The organism is Microbacterium sp. 2FI (assembly GCF_005502885.1).
Classification (GTDB): Bacteria; Actinomycetota; Actinomycetes; order Actinomycetales; family Microbacteriaceae; genus Microbacterium.
This window is the reverse complement of sequence record NZ_SCMR01000016.1, coordinates 76,457-97,285: the sequence shown is the minus strand read 5'-3', so window position 1 is coordinate 97,285 and position 20,829 is coordinate 76,457. Positions and strand designations below refer to the sequence as shown.

16 protein-coding genes are annotated in these 20,829 nt (G+C 70.7%); 5 read left to right on the top strand and 11 right to left on the bottom strand.

Annotated elements, in window-relative coordinates:
• Nucleotides 1-28 precede the first annotated feature (28 nt).
• Nucleotides 29-1,159, bottom strand: coding sequence for a ThuA domain-containing protein (locus tag FFS15_RS13315; RefSeq protein ID WP_137845521.1), 1,131 nt, complete (start codon nt 1,157-1,159; stop codon nt 29-31).
• A gap of 334 nt (nt 1,160-1,493) precedes the next feature.
• Nucleotides 1,494-2,501 carry a LacI family DNA-binding transcriptional regulator gene (locus FFS15_RS13310; RefSeq protein WP_137845520.1) on the bottom strand — a complete coding sequence of 336 codons (1,008 nt, stop codon included), beginning with the start codon at nt 2,499-2,501 and terminating at the stop codon, nt 1,494-1,496.
• A 74-nt stretch (nt 2,502-2,575) separates the two neighbouring features.
• On the opposite strand from FFS15_RS13310, the gene FFS15_RS13305 reads away from it, so the two are divergent.
• Entirely contained in the window at nt 2,576-3,934 is a 1,359-nt protein-coding gene (locus FFS15_RS13305) for a deoxyribodipyrimidine photo-lyase (RefSeq protein WP_137845519.1), read from the top strand.
• Here the strand turns inward: FFS15_RS13305 and FFS15_RS13300 are convergent, their stop codons facing one another.
• The 5 genes from FFS15_RS13300 to FFS15_RS13280 all read right to left on the bottom strand — a co-directional run bounded on the left by FFS15_RS13300 (nt 3,935) and on the right by FFS15_RS13280 (nt 11,264).
• Nucleotides 3,935-6,007 (bottom strand): alpha-galactosidase, encoded by a 2,073-nt coding sequence (locus tag FFS15_RS13300; protein WP_137845518.1) that lies wholly within the window; start codon nt 6,005-6,007, stop codon nt 3,935-3,937.
• Between the two features lie 9 nt (nt 6,008-6,016).
• Nucleotides 6,017-7,348 (bottom strand): extracellular solute-binding protein, encoded by a 1,332-nt coding sequence (locus FFS15_RS13295; protein ID WP_137845517.1) that lies wholly within the window; start codon nt 7,346-7,348, stop codon nt 6,017-6,019.
• Between the two features lie 69 nt (nt 7,349-7,417).
• Nucleotides 7,418-8,317: a carbohydrate ABC transporter permease gene (locus FFS15_RS13290; RefSeq protein ID WP_137845516.1), complete on the bottom strand. Its 900-nt coding sequence runs from the start codon at nt 8,315-8,317 to the stop codon at nt 7,418-7,420.
• Nucleotides 8,314-9,249, bottom strand: coding sequence for a sugar ABC transporter permease (locus FFS15_RS13285; protein WP_137845515.1), 936 nt, complete (start codon nt 9,247-9,249; stop codon nt 8,314-8,316). Before FFS15_RS13285 ends, FFS15_RS13290 begins: the two co-directional genes overlap by 4 nt.
• The gene (locus FFS15_RS13280) at nt 9,246-11,264 is read right to left on the bottom strand and encodes a beta-galactosidase (RefSeq protein ID WP_137845514.1); all 2,019 of its coding nucleotides are present in this window, start codon (nt 11,262-11,264) and stop codon (nt 9,246-9,248) included. Before FFS15_RS13280 ends, FFS15_RS13285 begins: the two co-directional genes overlap by 4 nt.
• A gap of 158 nt (nt 11,265-11,422) precedes the next feature.
• Here FFS15_RS13280 and FFS15_RS13275 point away from each other — a divergent pair, with 158 nt between their 5' ends.
• Nucleotides 11,423-12,451, top strand: coding sequence for a LacI family DNA-binding transcriptional regulator (locus FFS15_RS13275; RefSeq protein ID WP_137845537.1), 1,029 nt, complete (start codon nt 11,423-11,425; stop codon nt 12,449-12,451).
• Nucleotides 12,452-12,500: 49 nt separating this feature from the next.
• Nucleotides 12,501-13,571: an LLM class flavin-dependent oxidoreductase gene (locus FFS15_RS13270; RefSeq protein ID WP_137845513.1), complete on the top strand. Its 1,071-nt coding sequence runs from the start codon at nt 12,501-12,503 to the stop codon at nt 13,569-13,571.
• On the opposite strand, the gene FFS15_RS13265 is transcribed toward FFS15_RS13270, so the two are convergent.
• The 4 genes from FFS15_RS13265 to pheA all read right to left on the bottom strand — a co-directional run bounded on the left by FFS15_RS13265 (nt 13,564) and on the right by pheA (nt 17,845).
• On the bottom strand, nt 13,564-14,667 hold the full coding sequence (locus FFS15_RS13265) for a class I SAM-dependent methyltransferase (protein WP_212743164.1): 1,104 nt from the start codon (nt 14,665-14,667) through the stop codon (nt 13,564-13,566). The two genes, FFS15_RS13270 and FFS15_RS13265, sit on opposite strands and share 8 nt — an antisense overlap.
• Before the next feature lie 99 nt (nt 14,668-14,766).
• The gene (locus FFS15_RS13260; RefSeq protein WP_137845512.1) at nt 14,767-16,404 is read right to left on the bottom strand and encodes a helix-turn-helix transcriptional regulator; all 1,638 of its coding nucleotides are present in this window, start codon (nt 16,402-16,404) and stop codon (nt 14,767-14,769) included.
• Nucleotides 16,405-16,428: 24 nt separating this feature from the next.
• Entirely contained in the window at nt 16,429-16,863 is a 435-nt protein-coding gene (locus tag FFS15_RS13255) for a TIGR03618 family F420-dependent PPOX class oxidoreductase (RefSeq protein WP_171013192.1), read from the bottom strand.
• Nucleotide 16,864: 1 nt separating this feature from the next.
• Nucleotides 16,865-17,845: a prephenate dehydratase gene (pheA, locus tag FFS15_RS13250; protein ID WP_137845510.1), complete on the bottom strand. Its 981-nt coding sequence runs from the start codon at nt 17,843-17,845 to the stop codon at nt 16,865-16,867.
• A gap of 89 nt (nt 17,846-17,934) precedes the next feature.
• On the opposite strand from pheA, the gene pgm reads away from it, so the two are divergent.
• Nucleotides 17,935-19,578 carry a phosphoglucomutase (alpha-D-glucose-1,6-bisphosphate-dependent) gene (gene pgm / locus FFS15_RS13245; protein WP_137845509.1) on the top strand — a complete coding sequence of 548 codons (1,644 nt, stop codon included), beginning with the start codon at nt 17,935-17,937 and terminating at the stop codon, nt 19,576-19,578.
• Nucleotides 19,579-19,801: 223 nt separating this feature from the next.
• A complete protein-coding gene (locus tag FFS15_RS13240; RefSeq protein ID WP_137845508.1) occupies nt 19,802-20,821 on the top strand; it encodes a LacI family DNA-binding transcriptional regulator in 1,020 nt (339 codons plus the stop codon).
• Nucleotides 20,822-20,829 lie beyond the last annotated feature (8 nt).

The following is a 20,829-nucleotide window of genomic DNA, read 5'->3' as shown; positions in this document are numbered from 1 at the left end:
TCGGGCGTTCAGCCCGCGGGACTCTCGATCACTCAGCGGCGACCAGACCCTCCTGCCACTCGATGAGATCGCCGATCTTGGCGACCAGGGTGGCGTCCTGGATGCCGTGGGCCTTTGCCTCAGCCTGGGTGAGCGTGTGCACCGCGGAGGCGTGGTCGCCCGCGTCGGCTGCAGCCTCTGCCGTCTCGAGGTACGCCGTGAGGTCACCTCCGAGCTTCGCGTTCTTGACCGACTCGCCGGCACGCGCTTCCACGATGCCGCCGACCTCGCCGAAGGTGACGCAGTCGCCGCCGCCGGTGACCTTGCCGGCGGTCCACTCGATACCGGCCAGGATGTGCGAGAGGAAGAGTGGGTCGCTCCACGAGACGTCGGTGTGGCCTGCGGCTTCGTACCAGGATCGGCCGCCCTCGAAGTTGTGGCACCACGAGATCGGGTGGTCGGCGCCCATCGCGCCACTGCCCGGGTTGTAGGTCGACTCGTCGAGCGTGATCAGCACGTGGACGTCTTCGCGCGGATTCGTCGTGAAGTTGTACCACTCGTCGAAGCGCACCCACTCGGTCGGCAGCATCACCGTCGACGGGTGCGTCGGGCTCTCGACACGCATCGTCGCGGTCTGCTGGGCCGGGTGGTTGCGGAAGCGCGCGCTGCCGCCGGTGAGTTCGCTGTACCAGGGCACGGTGTGCATCGAGTCGGTCGCCGCGTGGAGCCCGACGTAGCCTCCGCCCGAGCGGATGTAGGCCTGGAACGCGGCGAGTTCGGCGTTGTTGAGCAGGCGCGGGCGGTTCGGGTCGAGGTTGTTCGTCGCGTCGACGGGTGAGGCGAAGATGATCGTCTCGTACTGCGCGAGGCTCTCGGCCGTCGTGAACGGCGTGCTCGTGAGCGTGAGTGCCGGCTGACGCGAGTCCCACACGTCGACGGTGAACCCGTTCGCCTGCCCGAGGGCGATCACCGCGTTGGTGGTGTCGTCGATGTGCGAGTGCCGGAAGCCGAGCGTCTGCCCGACGACGAGCACTTTGTACTCGCCCTCGGCACTCGCGGGAACCGCGGCGATCCCGATGCTGAGCGTGACTCCGACGGCGGCCATGCCCGTGATCACGCGGTGGAAATGCTTCTTCATGTGGTCGTTCTCCCCTTCGAGCTGGACCGATCCAGATGCCACCCGAAGCGGATACCGGAATATGTTGCTTCAGACGACATATCTACGGGCTCGAGGCTATTGCTCTCCGTCGACGGATGTCAACGCATCCACGTACATGCTTTGGTCGTGATGCGTCCATCTTTTGCACGTCGGAGAGCGTTGTGATGGATGCTGGCGCCCTTCGCACCCGATACGTCGCCGTATTCGGTGCCGGCGGTCGTCGGCATCCGCCCCCGAACGCCGTCGATCGACGCCGCAGCCCGCCGAAGGCACCGATGTCGCGACCCCGCGCCACCCGAACCCCGCACTCAGCGGATGAGACGGGCTTAACCCGATGGACTCTCGCCGGCCCCGATCAGGCCGCAGCCGGACCCGTCGACGACCGCAGGACGAGCTCCGGCTCGAAGAGAAGCTCGTCGCCCGGCTCGGTCGTTCCGGCGATCTGCGACAGCAGCAGCTCGATCACGGTGCGACCCATCGACTCGATCGGCTGGCGCACGGTCGTCAGCGGCGGCTCGGTGCAGCTCATGAGCGCCGAGTCGTCGAAGCCGACGACGCTGACATCCCCCGGAACGCGGAGTCCGGCGCGACGGGCGGCCCGCACGGCGCCCAGGGCAAGGGGGTCGCTCGCGCACACGATCGCCGTCGCGCCGGCCGCGAACAGACGCGTGGCGCCGGCCTGGCCCGACTCGAGCGAGTACAGGCCCCGCACGACCATCGCATCGTCGAGGGGGGCGCCGAGCCGGTCGAGGAGCGTGCGGGCCGCATCGAGCTTGCGCTGCGAGGGGATGTGGTCGTGCGGGCCCATCAGCATGCCGATCCGGCGATGCCCGAGCTGGTGCAGGTGCAGGATCGCCTGCTCGGCGGCCGCCGCGTCGTCGGTGGAGACGGTGGCGAAATCCAGCGCGTCGATGCGGGCGTTCACGAGCACCGTCGGCAGGTTCACCAGGCGCAGCCGCTCGTAGTGCTCGTGCGGGGCATCGGCCTGGCTGTAGTTGCCGCCCAGGAAGATCACGCCCGAAACCTGCTGCTGCAGCAGCAGGTCGACGTAGTCCGACTCGGTGATGCCGCCCGCGTTCTGCGTGCACAGCAGCGGCGTGTAGCCGTTCTGTGTGAGCCCGCCGCCGATGATCTCGGCGAGTGCGGGGAAGATCGGGTTCTGCAGCTCGGGGAGCACGAGCCCCACGAGCCGCGCGCGTTCGCCGCGGAGCTTCGTGGGCCGCTCGTAGCCGAGCACGTCGAGGGCGGTGAGCACCGCCTGCCGCGTCGCATCCGACACCCCGGGCTTGTCGTTGAGGACGCGACTGACGGTCGCTTCACTGACTCCGACCTTGCGCGCCACCTCGGCGAGACGCTTCGACATGCCGCTCAGTGTACGCAAGAACTTGCATGATCGCGCAAGGAGCCAGCAAGTAGGAACCGGGGCAGGATGGAGGAATGACCGGCCCATCGATCGTGTGGCTGCGCGACGACCTGCGCCTCGCCGACAATCCGGCGCTGCGGGCTGCACTCGATCGCGGCGAGAGCGTGATCGCGCTCTACGTGCTCGACGAGGAGTCACCCGGCATCCGTCCGCTCGGCGGCGCCGCCCGCTGGTGGCTGCACCACTCGCTCGCCTCCCTCGGCGAGCGCCTGCGCGAGCGCGGCTCGACGCTCGTGCTGCGGCGCGGCCGCGCCGACCACGTCGTGCGAGCGACGGTGACGGATACCGGCGCCGGCGCGGTGTTCTGGAATCGGCGCTACGGCGGTCCCGAGCGCGAGATCGACGCGGCACTGAAGGCCCGGCTGCGCGCCGACGGGGTCGAGGTGGCGTCGTTCGCGGCATCCGTCCTCTTCGAGCCGTGGACGGTGCAGACCGGCGCCGGCACGCACTTCTCGGTGTTCACGCCGTTCTGGCGAGCGTGCCTCGCGCTTCCCGCACCGCGGGCGCCACTGCCCGAGCCGCGCGAGGTTCCCGGGCCGAGCGCGGCACCCGCCTCCGATGCCCTCGACGACTGGGGACTGTTGCCGACGAGTCCTGACTGGGCGGGTGGCCTGCGCGAGACATGGGAGCCGGGCGAACCGGCGGCGCGCAAGCGACTGCGGGAGTTCCTCGCGGGCGACCTCGACGACTACGACCGCGCGCGCGACGAGCCGGCCGCGGGCGCGACATCGCTGCTGTCACCGCGGCTGCGGTGGGGCGAGCTGAGTCCGCATACGGTGTGGCACGAGACCGTCGCGTCGGGGCGTGGCGGCGGGCGGTTCCTCGCCGAGCTCGGCTGGCGCGAATTCGCGTGGCACACGCTCTACCGGCATCCGGACCTCGCGACGGCGAACCTCCGCCGCGAGTTCGACGCGTTCCCGTGGCCACCGCTCCGCCCCGACCACATCGAGGCGTGGCAGCACGGTCGCACCGGAGTCGCGCTGGTCGACGCCGGGATGGCCGAACTCTGGCACACGGGCACGATGCACAACCGCGTGCGGATGGTGACGGCATCCTTCCTTGTGAAGAACCTCGCGATCGACTGGCGCCGCGGCGAAGAGTGGTTCTGGGACACGCTCGTCGACGCCGACACGGCGAGCAATCCGTTCAACTGGCAGTGGGTCGCGGGATCGGGCGCGGATGCCGCCCCGTACTTCCGCGTGTTCAATCCCGACCTGCAGGCGAAGAAGTTCGATCCCGACGGTGCGTACGTGCAGCGGTGGGCGCCGGAGTACGCCGCCGGCACCGCGCCCAGGCCGATCGTCGATCTCGGCGAGACCCGGCGCGCGGCGCTCGAGGCGTACGAACACGTCAAACGCACGCCGCGCGGCTGATCAGCCGGCGGCACGGACCTCGTCGACGGCGATCACGAGCGCGTTGCCCGGGGCGAGGAGCGGCATCGGCAGGCCGACCTGTTGCAGTACGGCACCCGGCAGGGTGACCCCGGCCTTGAGCCACGGCGGCGGCGTGTCCTGCACCGACAGCGCCGGCGCTCCGACGTCGACGACGCTCACGCGGTACCGCACCGCGGGCTCGAGGCCCGCGAGCCGAAGCGGTGCCGGGAGCGCTGCGTCGGTCGCCTCGAGCACCGCGTACGAGAACAGCGCGCTCCGGCGATCCGGGGCGACGACGCCGTGGATCAGCACGGCGGGGTCTGCGGCATCCATCCTCACCACGCGCCCTGAGTGGAGCAGCCCCCGCCGCTCGCGGTAGACCGCGCTCCACGTGGCGAGCGCCGCGCGGTCGTCAGGCGAGACGGCGGTGAGATCCGACTCGATCCCGGCATGACCGAAGAGCGCCGTCGCGAGCCGGAAGCCGAGGTTCGCGACACGGCCGGTGGTGTGCGCTCGGGCGTCGCCGACGTGCGAGCCCAGGTATTCCGGCGGGATCACGATGCCGGTCCACCGCTGGATCCGCTGCCTCTCGAGCGGGTCGTTGGTGTCGCTCGCCCACACACGATCGACGCGGCGGAGGATCTCCAGGTCGATCCGTCCGCCGCCCGACGCGCACGACTCGATCTCGACGCCGGGGTGCGCCGCGCGCAGGCGATCGATCAGCCTGTAGAGGGCGATGACCTGCCGGCGGGAGTCGTCGACGAGCAGGTCGCGGTTGTGGTCCCACTTGAGGTACGCGATGGGGTATTCGGCGAGCAGCGCGTCGAGGCGGGCGAACAGATGGTCCGACACCTCGCGGCGCGCGAGGTCGAGCACGTGCTGGAACCGCCACGTCGGCGCAGCGGGCGAAGTGAGAAGCCAGTCAGGATGCTGCCTGGCCAGGTCGGAGTCCAGGCTCACCATCTCAGGCTCCACCCAGAGGCCGAACCGCATTCCCGCCGCGTTCACGCGCTCGATGAGGGGCGTGAGTCCGTCGGGCCAGCGCTCGGCATCGACGACCCAGTCGCCGAGGGCGCGGCGGTCGTCGGTGCGGCCTCGGAACCATCCGTCGTCGAGCACGAAGCGCTCGACACCCACCTCGGCTGCCCGTGCGACGAGCGGCTCGAGGCGCTCGAGCGAGTGGTCGAAGTACACCGCCTCCCACGTGTTGAGGGTCAGCGGGCGCGGCGAGTGGATCGTCGACCACGAGCGGATCCACGGATGCAGGCGGTCCGACAACCCGTCGAGGCCCGAGTCCGACCACGTCGCCACCACCGTCGGCGTCGCGTGCTCGTCGCCGGGTGCGATCCGGACGACCCCCAGCCGCTCCCCCGCCCCGAGAACCGCCGGGCCGAGGTCGGTGCGCTCGTACCACTGACCGGTGTCGCCGCTCCATGCGACATGGGTGGCCCACACCTCGCCCGTTCCGAACCCGAACCCGGGCGCACCCGCAGCCATCAGGAACGCATCGTCGTGACCGCCCCGGCCGTGCCTGATCTCGCGCAGCCACACGCCGTCGCCCGGTTGCACGCGCTGCGGCTGACGCTCGCGCGACCAGCGCCCCGAGAAGTCGAGCACCTCGCGCGCGCGGTCGGGGATCGGCAGCACGACGGCCGCGGCGGTCACCGCGATCGGTTCTTCGCCCTCATTGCGGATCGTGTGACCGGCGAGCACGACGCCCTGGGGCGTGAGCTCGATGCGCGTCGCGATGACGGCATCCGCCCACCGGCTCACCGCCGTGACCACATCACCCTCGCGGGTCGTGGCGACGTGGCGCGGGGCCCCATCGACGCCGTCGAGTGCGATCGCAGGCCTCCCCGTCCATCCATCCGCGAGAGCGGGAACGAGCGAGAGCCGCAGCGCCTGGTCGATCGAACTCGGCGGCACGGCCGGCACCGCCGACGCAGCAAGCGCCTCGAGGTCGGCGGGATCGAGATCGCCGAGGTCGCGCCCCCAGTGCAGGAGCGCGGGCACGCCCGTGCCGCGGGAGTCGACGACGACGCTGACTCCCGCGGCACGGAGGTGATGGATCACGCGGGGACTCTACTCCGCGACCGGGATCGACTGCGCCTTGAGCGTCGCGATCGTGGACTCCTGTCCTGCCTCGAGCGCCTCGAGGAGCGTGCCCTGACCGGTGACGGCCTGCTGGAAGCCGTCCGACACGTCGGCGTAGGTCTGCGTCATGGTCGGACCCCACACGAAGTCGGGGTTGACCTGGGCCGCAGCCTCGGCGAACACGTCGTAGATCTTCTGCCCGCCGTAGAACTCCACGCCTTCCTGCAGCGACGCCAGGTTCAGGCCGTCGGTCGTGGCGGGGTAGATGTTCGCCGACTTGTTGAGGGCGGTGAGCGCCTCATCGGAGGTGTTCAGCCACAGCGCGAACTTCGCGGACTCGTACAGGTGATCGGTGCCCTTGAAGACCGCGACAGAGGACCCGCCCCAGTTGCCCGAGCTCTGGCCGCCGGCCTCCCACTGCGGCGACGGGGCGACTGCCCAGCTGCCGGCAGTGTCGGGCGCGCCGCTCGCGATCGAGTTGGCACCCCACACGGCGGAGTTCCAGGTCCAGACCTCGCCGGAGTTGTACGCGTTGTTCCACTCCTCGGTCCACGCCGGGTAGGTCGCGACGAGGTCGTTGTCGAGCAGGTCCTGCCAGTAGTCGGCGACCGTGGTCGACTCGTCACCGGTGAGGTCGACGGTCCACTCCTCGCCGTCGTTGGCGAACCAGTCGCCGTTGGCCTGCCAGACGAAGCCGGCGAACTGGTTGATGTCGGCGGTCGAGAAGTTGGTGATGTAGCCGCCGGCTTCGCGGATGGTGACCGCAGCCGCCCGGTACTCCTCCCACGTGGTGGGGATCGCGATACCGTTCTGCTCGAACAGGTCGGCGCGGTAGAACAGCGCCATGGGGCCCGAGTCCTGCGGCACGCCGTACACGCCGTCGGTGCCGAGGGTGACCTGGCCCCACGTCCACGGGATGAAGTCCGCCTCGGCGGCGGCGACGTCCTCGCACGCGCTCAGGTCTTCGAGGCCGTCCTGCACGCGGAAGCTCGCGAGCGCGTCGTACTCGATCTGACCGAGGTCGGGGGCGTTGCCTGCCTCGAGCTGGCTGAAGAAGCTCTGGTAGGTGCCGCCGTTGCCGTTGGGTCCGGTCTGGACCTCGACCTGGATGTCGGGGTTCTCGTCGTTCCACATCGCGACGACCTCTTCGATGCCGGGGATCCACGACGTGAACTCCAGCGTGACGTCCTCGCCTGCCGGGGTGCACGCGGCGGCATCTGCGCCGCCGTCGCCGCCGTCGGTTCCGGCGGCGCATCCGGCCAGCGCGAGTGCGCTGAGCAGTGCGACGCCCATGGCGACTGCCCTCTTGGTGTGCTGCATGATCTTCCTTACTGGGTGGGTGGTGCGGGATTTACAGGGGATGCCGACGGCTTGCCCGCCGGCGGGGGCTCACTTCACGGACCCGCTGCCGAGTCCGGTGCGCCAGAAGCGCTGAAGGAGGAGGAACGCGATGATGAGCGGGACGATCGAGAGGAACGACCCGACGAGGACGTAGGTGCGGAGCTCGGGAATCTGATTGAGCTGCGTGTTCCACGTGTAGAGGCCGTAGGTCACCGGGAACAGCTCTTGACTCCGCAGCATGATCAGCGGCAGGAAGAAGTTGTTCCAGATCGCGACGAACTGGAAGAGGAACACCGTGATGAGGGCCGGCATCATGAGCCGCACCGACACCGTGAAGAACGTGCGCACCTCGCCCGCGCCGTCGATGCGGCCCGCCTCGATGAGCTCGTCGGGGACGGATGCCGCGGCGTAGATGCGGCTGAGGTACACGCCGAACGGGCTCACGATGCTCGGAAGCAGCACCGCCCAGAAGGTGTTGGTGAGATTCACCTGGCTGAACAGCAGGAACAGCGGCAGCGCGAGTGCGGTGGCGGGAACGAGCACGCCGCCCAGCACCACGTTGAAGTACGCCTCGCGACCGCGGAAGCGGTACTTCGCGAGGGCGTAGCCGCACATGCCGGCGACCACGGTGGCCAGCAGTGCGCCGACCCCGGCATACCCGAGGCTGTTCACGAGCCAGCGCAGGTACACGCCGTCGTTGTACGCGAACAGGTCGGCGACGTTCTGGAAGAAGTTCCAATCCGAGAACCACAGCGCGTTGGTGGTGAGCAGGTCGCCGCGGTCCTTCGTGGCGGCGATGAACAGCCACCAGATCGGCACCAGGAAGTACAGGGTGAAGACGCCCATGACGATGAGGGCTGCTCCCCGTGAGAGGAGGCTCTCGCGGGGGCCCCGCGACGGCTTCAGGTCGTCGGCGGTCGCGCCGCGTGTGCGGATGAGCATGCTCATGACTGCTCCGCCTTCTTCTGGGTGACCTTGAGGAACACGAACGACAGGGCGAACGTCGCCAGCGCCAGGACGACCGAGAAGGCCGCGGCCAGGTGCGTGTTGGGGATGGAGTTGGTCGCGTAGATCGTCATGTTCGGCGTGTACGTGGAGGAGACCGCGGCACTGAACGAACGGAAGACCTGCGGCTCGGCGAGCAGCTGCAGCGTGCCGATGATCGAGAAGACCGCGGTGAGGACGAGGGCGGGAGCGACCATCGGGATCTTGATCGACCACGCGATGCGGATCTGGCCGGCGCCGTCCAGGCGTGCGGCCTCGTACACCTCGGAGGGGATCGCGAGGAGCGCCGAGTAGATGATCAGCATGTTGTAGCCGACGAACACCCACGTCACGACGTTCGCGATCGACCACAGCACGAGCTCGGGCGAGAGGAAGTCGATGGTCTGGGTGACATCGGTGAAGGGCGACAGGTTGGGCGAGTAGAGGAAGCCCCACATGATCGCCGCGATCACGCCCGGCACCGCGTAGGGGGCGAAGAACGCCAGCCGGAAGAACTTCTTGCCCTTGAGCGCCGGCGAGTCCAGCAGCAGCGCGAAGACGAGGGCGAGCCCGAGCATCACGGGCACCTGCACGACACCGAACAGCAGGACGCGCCCGACCGACTCCCAGAACGGCGCGTTCTGGAAGACGAGCGCGTACTGCGAGAGCCCGCCGAAGACCTCTTCTGGCGCGCCGTACGTTCCCTCGCGCTCCACGACCAGCAGCGACTGCCACACCGCGTACCCGATGGGGATCAGGTAGAAGAGCAGGAAGAGCACGCTGAACGGACCCGTGAAGATCGCGATCGCGCCCTTGTGCGGCGTCTTCCGGCGAGGGGTGCGCGTCTGCTTCGACGCCTTCCCTCCGCGTGTGACGAGGACTTCTGTGGCGGTCATGCGGCCGCCTCCTCTCTGATGATGCGCACGGCGCCGCCGGGCACGGCGACACGCCCTGCGACCGGCACACCGGTGACGAGTTCCACGCCCGCGGCGTCGACCTCGACCGGGGAATCGCCGTGGTTGACGACGAACAGGTATGCGGCATCCGCGCCCCGGCGCCGGACGATCTCGACGGCGGCGTCCGCGCCGTGAACCCGGGCGGCGGGTCGGACGCCCGCGCGCTCGGCGATGTCGGCCACGAGAGCGCGGTAGTCGGCCGGCTCGAGCAGCGTCGCGAGGTACCAGGCCTCGCCGTCGCCCCACGCGTTGCGGGTGACGGCGGGGTGCCCGGCCGACGGTCCGTCGGCGAAGGATGCCGCGACCTCCGCCGTCGTCGCGTGCGCGCGCTCCGACCACAGGCGGGCGCGCGAGCCGTCGCTCAGCGTCAACGACGCGTCGACTGCGACGGGCGCGAACTCTTCGATGCGGATGCCGAGGGCGTCGCGGAACGGACCCGTGTAGCCGCCGGTCCACACGCGATCGTCCTGATCGACGGTGCCGCTGTAGAAGGTGACGAGGGCGGTTCCGCCCGCGGCGATCCAGTCGGTGATCACGGCAGCCTCGGCCGCCCGCACGAGGTGGAGGCCCGGCACGACCACGAGCCGGTACGCCGAGAGGTCGGCGCCGGGGGCGACCACGTCGACAGTGAGGCCGAGGGCGTGAAGCGCCCCGTACGCTGCGTGGATCTGATCGAGGTAGCCGAGCGCCTGGCTCGGGCGCGAATCCGTCTGGGTCGCCCACCACGACTCCCACGAGAAGACGAGTGCGACGTCCGACTCGACGCGGGAGCCCGCGACCTCGCCGAGGCGGTCGACGATGCCGCCGAGTTCGACGACCTCGCGCCACACGGCGGAGTCGGTTCCGGCGTGCGGAAGCATCGCGGAGTGGAACTTCTCGCTTCCCTGCACCGACGCGCGCCACTGGAAGAAGCACACCCCGTCGGCGCCGCGCGCGACGTGCGTGAGCGAGTTGCGGAGGATCTGACCGGCGGACTTCGGGTGATTGAGCGGCTGCCAGTTGACCGCGCCGGTGGAGTGCTCCATGAGGATCCACGGAGCGCCCTGGCCGAGGCCGCGCGAGAGGTCGGCGGCGAAGGCGAGCTCGGCCGTCGGGTCGGAGAGGCGGTGGTCCAGGTAGTGGTCGTTCGCGATGACGTCCATCTCGCCCGCCCACGACCAGTAGTCGAGGTTCTCGATGTGGGCCGTCACCATGAAGTTCGTCGTGATCGGCTGGGTGCTCAGAACGCGGAGGACGCCTGCTTCGGCGCGGTAGGTGGCGAGCAGCTCGTCCGAGCTGAATCGGTGGAAGTCGAGGAACTGCCCGGGGTTGCGCGTCGAGATCGTCGCGCGCGGCGGAAGGATCTCATCCCACTCGCCGTACGTCTGGCTCCAGAACGCGGTGCCCCACGCGGCATTGAGGGCGTCGAGGGTCCCGTACTTCGTGCGCAGCCAGCGGCGGAACGCTGCGGCGCTCTCGTCGCAGTAGCAGAGCGCGTTGTGGCAGCCGAGTTCGTTCGAGACGTGCCACAGCGCGACCGCGGGGTGGTCGCCGTAGCGGCGGGCGACGGCATCCACGAGTCGGAGCGCGGCGCTGCGGAAGACCGGCGAAGAAGGGCACCATGCCTGACGGCCGCCGGGGTAGCGACGCGTGCCGTCGTCCGCCATCGGAAGGATCTCGGGATGCTGCCGCGTCAGCCACGCCGGCGGCGATGCGGTGCCGGTGCCGAGGTTCACCCGGATTCCCGCCGTATGGAGGCGCCCGATGATGTCGTCGAGGCGGGCGAAGTCGAACTCCCCCTCGCGCGGCTCGAGGTGCGACCAGCCGAAGATGTTGATCGCGACGAGATCGACGCCGGCCTCGCCCATCAGGGCGATGTCCTCGTCCCACACGTCAGGCGTCCACTGCTCGGGGTTGTAGTCGCAGCCGAACGCGATGCCGTCGTGCGTGAAGGTGCGGCGGGCGGGGGACGTCATGCTCTCCTCGGATCTGTGAACGTGCACAGATCCGAGCGGATTGCCTCCGCGTCGAGGTTCTGTGAACGTGTACAGACTAGATTCGCCGCTGATCGCTGTCAATACGCATTTCGGAAAGTGTGCTCGTGCACAGGGCAACTCCCGCGCGTGCCCCTACGATGGGGCGCGTGGACACCACGAGCCGACGCCGCCGCGCAACCGTCAAGGACGTCGCGACCGAAGCGGGGGTGTCGCGCGGCACTGTGAGCCGCGTTCTCAACGGCCAGCGCTACGTGTCGGACGAGGCGCGGGCTGCGATCGACGCCGCGATCGCGAAAGTGGGGTTCGTTCCGAACCGGGCCGCGCGGAGCCTCGTGATGCAGAGCTCGCAGGCCATCGGCCTGATCGTCCACGAGCCGCACTCGCTGTTCGTCGAGGACCCCAACATCGGGTCGATCCTGCTCGGCGCCAATGCCGCTCTCTCGGAGGCCGACTACCAGCTGTCGTTCCTCATCGCCGACACCTCGCGCGACATCGACCGACTGGCGCGGTACCTCAGCGGCGGACTCATCGACGGCGTGATCATCGTCTCGGCGCGCGTGGGCGATCCGATCACCCGGGCCGTCGCTGACCTCGGGCTGCCGGCCGCCTTCGTCGGCCACCCCCGAGACATCGGTGGGGCGGCGTACGTGGCGATCGACAACCGGGGCGCGGCCCGCGACATCACCAAGCGCCTCGCCGCCACCGGGCGCTCGCGCATCGGCATGATCGCCGCGGCCCTCGACCGCGACTCGGGCTCGGATCGCCTCGCGGGCTTCGTCGATGCGCTGGGGGCGCGCTTCGACCCGCAGCTGGTGCAGAGCGTGCCGCTGTACTCGTACTCCGACGGGCAGGCCGGCATGCGGGCACTCCTGGAGCGCTCCCCCGACATCGACGGCGTGTTCGCCTCGAGCGACGCCGTCGCCGCCGGCGCGATGGACGTGCTGCAGGCCGCGGGCCGGGTGATCCCCGACGACGTCGGCATCGTCGGATTCGACGACAGCTCGTGGGCGCTGCGCTGCGACCCGCCGCTGTCGACCGTGCACCAGCCGGCGAACGAGCTCGGCCGCGCGGCCGCGGAGTCGGTGCTACGCCAGCTGCGCGGCGAGGATCCCGACTCGGGCGGGCGGGTGCTGGAATGCCCCGTGGTCTGGCGCGGCTCGGCGTGAGCCGCGCCGGGGCGGAATGTCTCGCGCACGACGGCGGTTGGCTTCCGAGATGAGCACCGCCACCTCCACCCCCGCCCTGTCCGTCCTCGATCTCGTGCCGGTGCGCGCGGGGCAGACGAGCGCGCAGGCGGTCGCAGCATCCCTCGCCCTCGTCGAAGCCGCCGATCGGCTCGGCTTCCGCCGCTACTGGTTCGCCGAGCACCACAACATGCCGGCGGTCGCCTCGACGACGCCGCCGGTGCTCGCGGCCGCCGCGGCCGCGCGCACGACGCGCATCCGCGTCGGCTCGGGGGGCGTCATGCTGCCGAACCACTCTCCGCTCGTCGTCGCCGAGCAGTTCGCCGCCCTCGAGGCGCTCGCGCCCGGGCGGATCGACCTGGGCCTCGGTCGCGCACCCGGATCCGATCCGGTGATCACCCAACTGCTGCGTCAGAGCGGTACGACGAGCGACGTCGACCGCTTCCCCGACCACGTGCGCGACATCCGGGCGCTCGTCTCACCCGAGGGGGCGTCGGTGCGGATGACGAGCGGCGGCACCTACGACATCCACGCGACCCCGTCGGCGACCACGAGTCCCGAGGTGTGGCTGCTGGGCTCGAGCGACTATTCGGCAGAGCTCGCGGCATCCGAGGGTCTTCCCTACGTCTTCGCGAATCACTTCTCGGGGTCGGGGCTCGAGCGGGCGCTCGACCTCTACCGCACGGGTTACCGGCCGAGCGCCGAGCACCCCGAGCCGCGCACGTTCCTGACCGTGAACGCGATCGCCGCCCCGACCGCCGAAGAGGCAGAGGAGCGGTCGTTGCCGAACCAGCGCATGATGGCGCGGCTGCGCACCAATCGCCCGCTCACCGCTCTCGAGACCGTCGAGCAGGCGATCGCCGACGCCGCCTCGTTCGACGGCCTCGCGGCCTCGATGATGGCACAGTCGCGGGCCACGTGGTTCGTGGGCACTGCCCGTTCGGTCGCGGACGAACTCCGCTCGTTCGCGACGCGCCACGCGGTGGACGAGATCATGCTCTCGCCGATCGCGGGCGCATACGACGACGAGCCGATGGATGCCGCACTCGGCCGCCTGCAGACCCTCGAGCTGCTGGCGACCGAGCTCGGCCTTCCTACCTGACGAGCGAGTAGAAGCGGAAGAAGCTGAAGTCCTCGATGGGGAGGATCTCGAGGTCTTGGAACCCGGCCGCGCGCGCGTAGTCGCGGAGGGTGTCGGGTCGCATGACGGTGCCCGTGCCCACGCTCGGCTGGTGCGACAGCCCGTCGGGCAGGCAGCAGAACAGGCTGAAGCCGTACATCAGCCGCTCGAGGTCGTCGCCCGGCGCGACGAGGCGCTCGCCGACCGCTTCGTCCATCACGATCACGGGTCCGTCGTCGCGGACGGCGAGGCGCATCGACGCGAGCACGTCCATCGGCCGTGGCATGTCGTGGATGCACTCGAACGCGAAGGCCGCGTCGAACGGACCGTAGTTCTCGAGCCCGTCGGCGTCGGCGTTGTGGAACCGCACGCGGTCGGCCACCCCCGCCTGCTCGGCGTTGGCGCGCGCGAGCTCGATCGACGGCTCGTCGATGTCGAAACCGTCGACGCGGAGTCCGGGGTACGCCTGCGCGAGCGCGATCGAAGACCACCCGCCGCCCATGCCGACGTCGGCGATGCGGGCGCCCGGCCGCGTGAGCACGGACTGGAGGTCGTCGATGCCGGCGAAGGCGCCCGGCAGTTCGGCGAACCACGGCCGGTTGAGGTCGGCCTGCGCCTCGCGCGCATCGGCGCCGAGGCGCTCCCAGCTCACGCCGCCTCCGGTGCGGTAGACCTCGAGGAGCTCGGGCAGCGTGCCGCCGATCGCGGCGAACAGACGTGAGATCGGCGCCATGTACGCCAGGCTCGTTTCGTCGGTGAGCACCTCGGCGGTGCCGGGCGGGAGCGTGAACCGGCGGTCTGCGGGGGAATCGGCATCCTCCATGTGAAGCACCCCGGTGACGGCCTGCTGCTCGAGCCACTCGCGGGTGTAGCGCGGCACGGTGCCGGTGCGCTCGGCGAGCTCGGCGACAGTGGCCGGTCCGTCGGCGGCGAGGCTGCGGTACCACCCGAGGCGGTCGCCCATATAGACGGCCATCAGCTCGGTGCATCCGAGGACGGATGCGAGCAGGCGCGCGGCGAATTCGTCGGCGGTCGGGCCGGCGGCGACCTCGGTGTCGTTGTCGATCATGGTGGACATGTTGCTCCCTTCGGTTGATCCGACGCTACGATCGACGGGTCACGGGGTGCATCGGTCGAACCGTGCAGATTCGGCTGGGGCCTGCATCGAACGATGCAGTCAGCGGAGGTCCGGCTTGTTCGACGGTCTCGCGTGCCACCAGGCGGCCGCCGCCGTGCGCGAGCCGACGCCGATCTTCACGTAGACGTTGGCGAGATGACGGCCGACCGTCTTCTCGCTGATGAACAGCCGCTCGGCGACGTCCCGGTTCGACGCGCCAGAAGAGACGAGCGCGAGCACCTCGGCCTCGCGCGCGGTCAGCGGGCCGGACGTGCCCGCCTCCGCTGCGCGCGGCGTCGCGTCGGGGTCTGCGCGCGCCCCCAGCCGCGTGAGGATCTCGCGGGCGCGGGTGCGCGCCGCGACAGCCGCCGATTCGCTTCCGGCGAGATCGTACGCCCGCGCGGTGAGGCCGAGCACGCGCGCGAGTTCGTAGGGCCGGTTGTCCGCGCGCAGGTCGGCTTCGGCGCGTTGAAGCGCCGCGAGCGCGCCCGACGCATCGGCGTCCGCGAGCGCCAGCATCCCGTCAGCCTGTGCCGACCAGCAGCGGAACCCCCTGCTCTCGAAGTGCTCGGCGGACTCCCGCAGCTCGTCGGCGAATACACCGGCGCCCGCCCGATCGCCCGCCGCCAGCGCGATCTGAACGGCGGCGAGCAGGAGCCGCACGCGCGCGACACGGTCGCGTTGGGCCAGGGATGCCGCGATCGCAGCGCCCGCGGCAGCGACGTCGCCGGTGGTCAGCGCGAGCAGGGCGTCCCCGGGCTGCGGGTCGATCCCCGCGGCGCGCGCCAGGTCGTACGCCTCGCGCGCCCCGTCGGCGTCCCCGCGCAACCGCCGGATCTCGCCGAGCTGGTAGAAGCCCTCGCCGGCGACCCACGCGTTGTCCCCCGCCAGGCATGTGCTCTCGTGCTCGAGCATCGTCTCGGCCTCGTGCCACTCGCCACGCAGGCACCGCAGCTCGAGCCGGTGGACACGGCAGATGCCGGTGTAGATCGCCTCACTGCCGAACTGCCGACACCACGTCTCGGTCGCCCGGGTCCAGTCCTCCATGCGGCGGAAGTCGGCGAGCTCGTGCGAGACGTGGATGATCGTGCAGTAGATGTCGCCGGCCCATTCGGCCTCGATCTCGCCGGCGAGCACCGGCAGCATCGCCTCGTCGAGCAGCGCGAACCCGCCGTGAGTGTCACCGCGGCGAAGCGCTGCGAGACCGGCGACCACCATGCTGAGTGACTGGATGCCGGGTTCCGGATACCGGCGGGCGAAGTCCGCGAGGCGCTCCACGCCGGCATCCGTCCACGCGCCTCCTCCGGCGGCCATCTCGAGCGCCGCGTCGATGTACAGCAGGTAGCCGTGCGCGCGGCCTTCGGGTTCGTCGGCGAGGATCCGCCGCGCGCGGTTCAGCCACGCCATGCCGACGGTGACATCGCCGCGCGTGGCCCACAGCAGGCTCAGCCGGAGCGCGGTCATCGCGGCATCCGCGGTGCGCCCGGCGTCGCAGAGGCTGCGGAAGGTCTCTTCGGCGAACGCCAGGGACTCCGGCACGCGACCGAGCCACCACGCCGATCGGGCCATGAGTGCGACGTCGTCGACGGCGATCGGTCCTTCGGCGCGTGCCGCAGTCAGATTCTCAAGCGCCGCCGACCAATCGGCGGCGGCGTACGCGCGCCTGCCGGCCTCGACCAGGCCCGTCGGTTCGAGCATGGTTCAGGGTACTGCCGTGGTGCGCTACCAGGCGATGAGCTTGTGCGGGGTGACCTCGATCACGACGCGGTAGCGCTCGGCCATCGTCGCCATCGGGAGCTTGAGCCGCTGCATCCACTCGCCGTACTTGGCCGTGTACTCCTCGCCGATGCGCTGAGCCCACGCGGTTGCAGGATCGGGCGAGATCGCCGCGGTGCCGCGCAGCACCAGCAGCTGCTCGCCGTCGACGCCCGCCTCGAGGTGCAGCATGACGCGATCGTTCTCGCGGAGGTTGCGCACCTTCGCCGTCTGCGGCTCGCTCAGGATCAGCGCCTTTCCATCGCGCCACAGGAACCAGATCGGCACGGCGTGCGGGTACCCGTCGCGGCCGATCGTGCCGAACCACGCCACCTGCTCGCTGCCGAGCCGGGCGAGGGCGCGCGCGTGCACCTCGTTCGCGGGGTCGAAGGTGAACGCCATCTCATGCCTCCGGCTCGCCGCTGATGAGTCCGCGCAGCCAGTCGCGCGCCTCGACGAACACGTCATCGGAGTAGCGGTCGGGATAGTGCACCACTGCGCGGTCCGCGCGCGGATACGACCCGAGGAAGACCACCTTCGGGCTGAAACGGCGAAGCCCCAGCAGCGCGTCGGCCATGCGCTCGTCCGAGATGTGACCGTCGGCGTCGATGACGAACCGGTACCGGCCGAGCGCATCGCCGATGGGGCGCGAGGCCAGCAGCGACAGGTTGATGCCGCGCGTGGCGAACTGCTCGAGCATCTCGAGCAGGGCACCCGGGTGGTCGTCGGGCAGCTCGACGATGAGCGAGGTCTTATCGGCACCGGTCGGCGGGGGTGCCGCGACCGTCCGGCTGACGAGCACGAAGCGCGTGACGGCGTTCGCGTTGTCGCCGATGTTCTCGGCCAGCAGCGTGAGGTCGTGGTGCTCGAGGATGCCGGGCGGCGCGATGGCGGCATCCGCATCGCTCGTGCCGTCGATGAGGCCCATGGCGCTGGCGACATTGCTCGCCGCCGGCACATGCGCGTGCCCGGGCAGCTCGCGGCCGAGCCACTGCAGGCACTGCGCGTAGGCGACCGGGTGCGCCGCGATCAGCGAGACGTCGTCGAGGGTCGCGCCCGGCCGGCCGACCAGCACGAACTCGACGGGAACGAGGTACTCGCCGATGATCCGGAGCCCCGGAACCGTCGCCAGGGCATCCTGCGCGGTCGAGACCCCGCCGTCCACGGAGTTCTCGATCGCGATCATCGCGGCATCCGACCGCCCCTCGACGACGTCCGACAGCGCCTCGCCGACGTTGCGCACCGGACGCCAGATCTGCTCGCGCGCCTCGGGCACCTGGCTGAGCGCCGCCTCGGTGAAGGTGCCGGCGGGGCCCAGGTAGCTGTAGGTGCGGCGCACGGGGGCGGAATCGGGCGCCGGAGCGTCGACGGGCTCGGAAGTCACGCGCTCCACCCTATTGCGCGGTTCACGACTGCGGGCCTGTCACGTCATGCACGGTGCGCCGCAGGCCCGGGACGGGCAGACTGGGACGCATGAGCCGAGCAGGACAGCCCGCCGAAGCCAGCGACCTCATCGACATCGATGAGCTCATCTCCGCCTACTACGACCGCCACCCCGATGCCTCCGTCGCCGAGCAGCGCGTCGCGTTCGGCACGAGCGGGCACCGCGGCTCGTCGCTGTCGACGAGCTTCAATGAGGACCACATCCTCGCCACGACCCAGGCGATCGTCGACTACCGCCGCACGCAGGGCATCGCCGGCCCCCTGTTCCTCGGGCGCGACACGCACGGCCTGTCGCTGCCTGCCGAGCGCAGCGCGATCGAGGTGCTGGTCGCGAACGGCATCGATGTGCGCGTCGACTCCCGCGACTCGTGGGTGCCGACCCCCGCGCTCAGCCACGCGATCCTCGCGTACAACCGCGGCCGTGCACTCGATGACCCGGGCCGCGCCGACGGCATCGTCGTCACCCCCAGCCACAACCCGCCGCGCGACGGCGGCTTCAAGTACAACCCGCCGAACGGCGGCCCGGCCGACACCGACGCGACCGGCTGGATCGCCGACCGCGCGAACGCCCTGATCGCCGCCGGGCTCGAGGGCGTCTCGCGCACCCCCTACCGGGACCTCGACGGCGAGAAGCTCGGCGAGTACGACTTCCGCGACGCGTATGTGCGCGACCTCGCGAACATCATCGACGTCGAGGCGATCCGCCACGCCGGCGTCCGCATCGGCGCCGATCCGCTGGGCGGCGCCTCGGTGGAGTACTGGGCGCTCATCGCCGAGGTGCATGGACTCGACCTCACGGTCGTCAACCCCGACGTCGACCCGACGTGGAAGTTCATGACGCTCGACTGGGACGAGAAGATCCGCATGGATCCGTCGTCGCCGTCGGCGATGGCCTCGCTCGTCGCCAAGCGCCACGACTACGACATCCTCACCGGCAATGATGCCGATGCCGACCGCCACGGCATCGTCACCCCCGACGCGGGGCTCATGAACCCCAACCACTACCTCGCGGTCGCGATCGACTACCTCTATGCGCACCGTGCCGGCTGGCCGGCCGACGCCGCTATCGGCAAGACCCTCGTGAGTTCGATGATCATCGACCGCGTCGCCGCGTCGCTCGGGCGAACGCTGCTGGAGGTTCCGGTCGGGTTCAAGTGGTTCGTGCCGGGACTGCTCGACGGCTCGGTCGCCTTCGGCGGCGAGGAGTCGGCCGGTGCGTCGTTCCTGCGGACCGACGGCACGGTGTGGACGACCGACAAGGACGGGATACTCCTGTGCCTGCTGGCCGCCGAGATCCTCGCCGTCACCGGCAAGACGCCGTCGCAGCGCTACGCCGAACTCGAAGCCGAGTTCGGCTCGTCGGCTTACCAGCGCGTGGATGCCGCGGCCTCGCCCGCGCAGAAGGCGGCGCTCGCGAAGCTCGCGCCCGAGGCGGTCACCGCGACCGAGCTCGCGGGCGAGCCGATCACCGCGAAGCTCTCGCATGCGCCCGGCAACGGCGCGGCGATCGGCGGACTGAAGGTGCAGACCGAGCACGCCTGGTTCGCCGCGCGGCCGTCGGGCACCGAGGACGTGTACAAGCTGTACGCCGAGTCGCTGCGCGGCCCCGAGCACCTCGCCGAGGTGCAGGAGGAGGCACGGGCGGTCGTGGCTGAGGCCCTCGGCGGAGCCTGACCCGAGGCCGGTGAGCCGGCGCGTGCTCCCCCGCAGGAGAACCGGGCTTCAACAGGAGGAATCCCCCGCGAATCCTCCTGTCGAGGGCGACATCTCCTGCAGTGGCGACGAGCCGAGGAGCCGGATGCGCGAGGCCCCCTAGGAAAGCGCCTACCATGGTCGCACCGGGCACGCGGCCGTGCCGGGCGCCGGGAGGGACCGGCCGGACGGAGGTGCCTGCGACATGAAGCGGGCCGGCATTCGCGACGTCGCGCTGCGCGCGGGCGTGTCGATCAGCACGGTCTCCAACGCGCTCAACCGCCCGTACCTCGTGAGCGACATGCTCGTCGAGCGCGTCCGCGCCGCAGCCGATCAACTCGGCTACGTGCCGCTCCAGGCCGCCCAGCAGCTGCGCGCAGGGCGCTCGGGTCTGCTCGGCATGACGGTCATCAACATCGCGAACCCGTTCTTCGCCGAGATGGTCGCCGGCGCCGAGGACGCCGCCTCGGCCGCGGGCGTGCGGGTGCTCGTGGGCAACTCCAGCGACGACGCCGCGAAGGAGCGCGACCACCTCGAGCTCTTCGAGCGCGTCCACGTCGAGGGAGCACTGGTGAGCCCCTTCGGCGACACCGGCCCGTGGCTCGACCGCCTGCGCCGCCGCGGCATCCCGGTCGTGCTCGTCGACTCCGTCGACGATGCCGGCGCCCTCCCCTCGGTCTCGTTCGACGACGTCGCCGGTGGACGCCTCGCCGCCGAGCACCTCCTGGAGACCGGGCGTCGCACACTCGCGTTCGTCGGCGCCCGCGAGGAAGTCCGCCAGGTGCGCGACCGACTGGCCGGCGCGCAGACTGCGGTGGCCGGGGTCGCCGGCGCGACGCTCGAAACCATCTGGACCGAGCGGACCACCTCCCAGATCGGCCTCGCGTTCGGCGAGCAGCTCGCCGCGCGGCACCCCGACGACCGCCCCGACGGCCTGGTCGTCTCGAACGACCACCTCGCGATCGGGCTCGTCCACGGACTCCTCACCCACGGCGTCCGCGTGCCCGAAGACATCGCCGTCGTCGGCTACGACGACATCGAATTCGCCGCCATCGCCGCAGTGCCGCTCACCTCGGTGCGACAGCCCGCGCGCGAGATGGGGCGCACCGCGGCCGAGATGCTCCTCGCCCGCATCTCGGGCGACGAAGGGGCGGGCCTCGGAAACGTCGTCTACCGGCCCGAGCTCGCGGTGCGCGCGTCCACCATCGGCCACGGGAGCCGCTAGCCCCCGCT

Coding starts and splice junctions, on each gene's coding strand:
- FFS15_RS13305 (WP_137845519.1), top strand. CDS start 2,576: ATGACCGGCCCATCGATCGTGTGGCTGCGCGACGACCTGCGCCTCGCC.
- FFS15_RS13260 (WP_137845512.1), bottom strand. CDS start 16,404: ATGCTCGAACCGACGGGCCTGGTCGAGGCCGGCAGGCGCGCGTACGCC.
- FFS15_RS13240 (WP_137845508.1), top strand. CDS start 19,802: ATGAAGCGGGCCGGCATTCGCGACGTCGCGCTGCGCGCGGGCGTGTCG.
- FFS15_RS13265 (WP_212743164.1), bottom strand. CDS start 14,667: ATGTCCACCATGATCGACAACGACACCGAGGTCGCCGCCGGCCCGACC.
- FFS15_RS13310 (WP_137845520.1), bottom strand. CDS start 2,501: ATGTCGAAGCGTCTCGCCGAGGTGGCGCGCAAGGTCGGAGTCAGTGAA.
- FFS15_RS13270 (WP_137845513.1), top strand. CDS start 12,501: ATGAGCACCGCCACCTCCACCCCCGCCCTGTCCGTCCTCGATCTCGTG.
- FFS15_RS13295 (WP_137845517.1), bottom strand. CDS start 7,348: ATGCAGCACACCAAGAGGGCAGTCGCCATGGGCGTCGCACTGCTCAGC.
- FFS15_RS13275 (WP_137845537.1), top strand. CDS start 11,423: ATGGGGCGCGTGGACACCACGAGCCGACGCCGCCGCGCAACCGTCAAG.
- FFS15_RS13290 (WP_137845516.1), bottom strand. CDS start 8,317: ATGAGCATGCTCATCCGCACACGCGGCGCGACCGCCGACGACCTGAAG.
- pgm (WP_137845509.1), top strand. CDS start 17,935: ATGAGCCGAGCAGGACAGCCCGCCGAAGCCAGCGACCTCATCGACATC.
- FFS15_RS13285 (WP_137845515.1), bottom strand. CDS start 9,249: ATGACCGCCACAGAAGTCCTCGTCACACGCGGAGGGAAGGCGTCGAAG.
- FFS15_RS13280 (WP_137845514.1), bottom strand. CDS start 11,264: ATGACGTCCCCCGCCCGCCGCACCTTCACGCACGACGGCATCGCGTTC.
- FFS15_RS13255 (WP_171013192.1), bottom strand. CDS start 16,863: ATGGCGTTCACCTTCGACCCCGCGAACGAGGTGCACGCGCGCGCCCTC.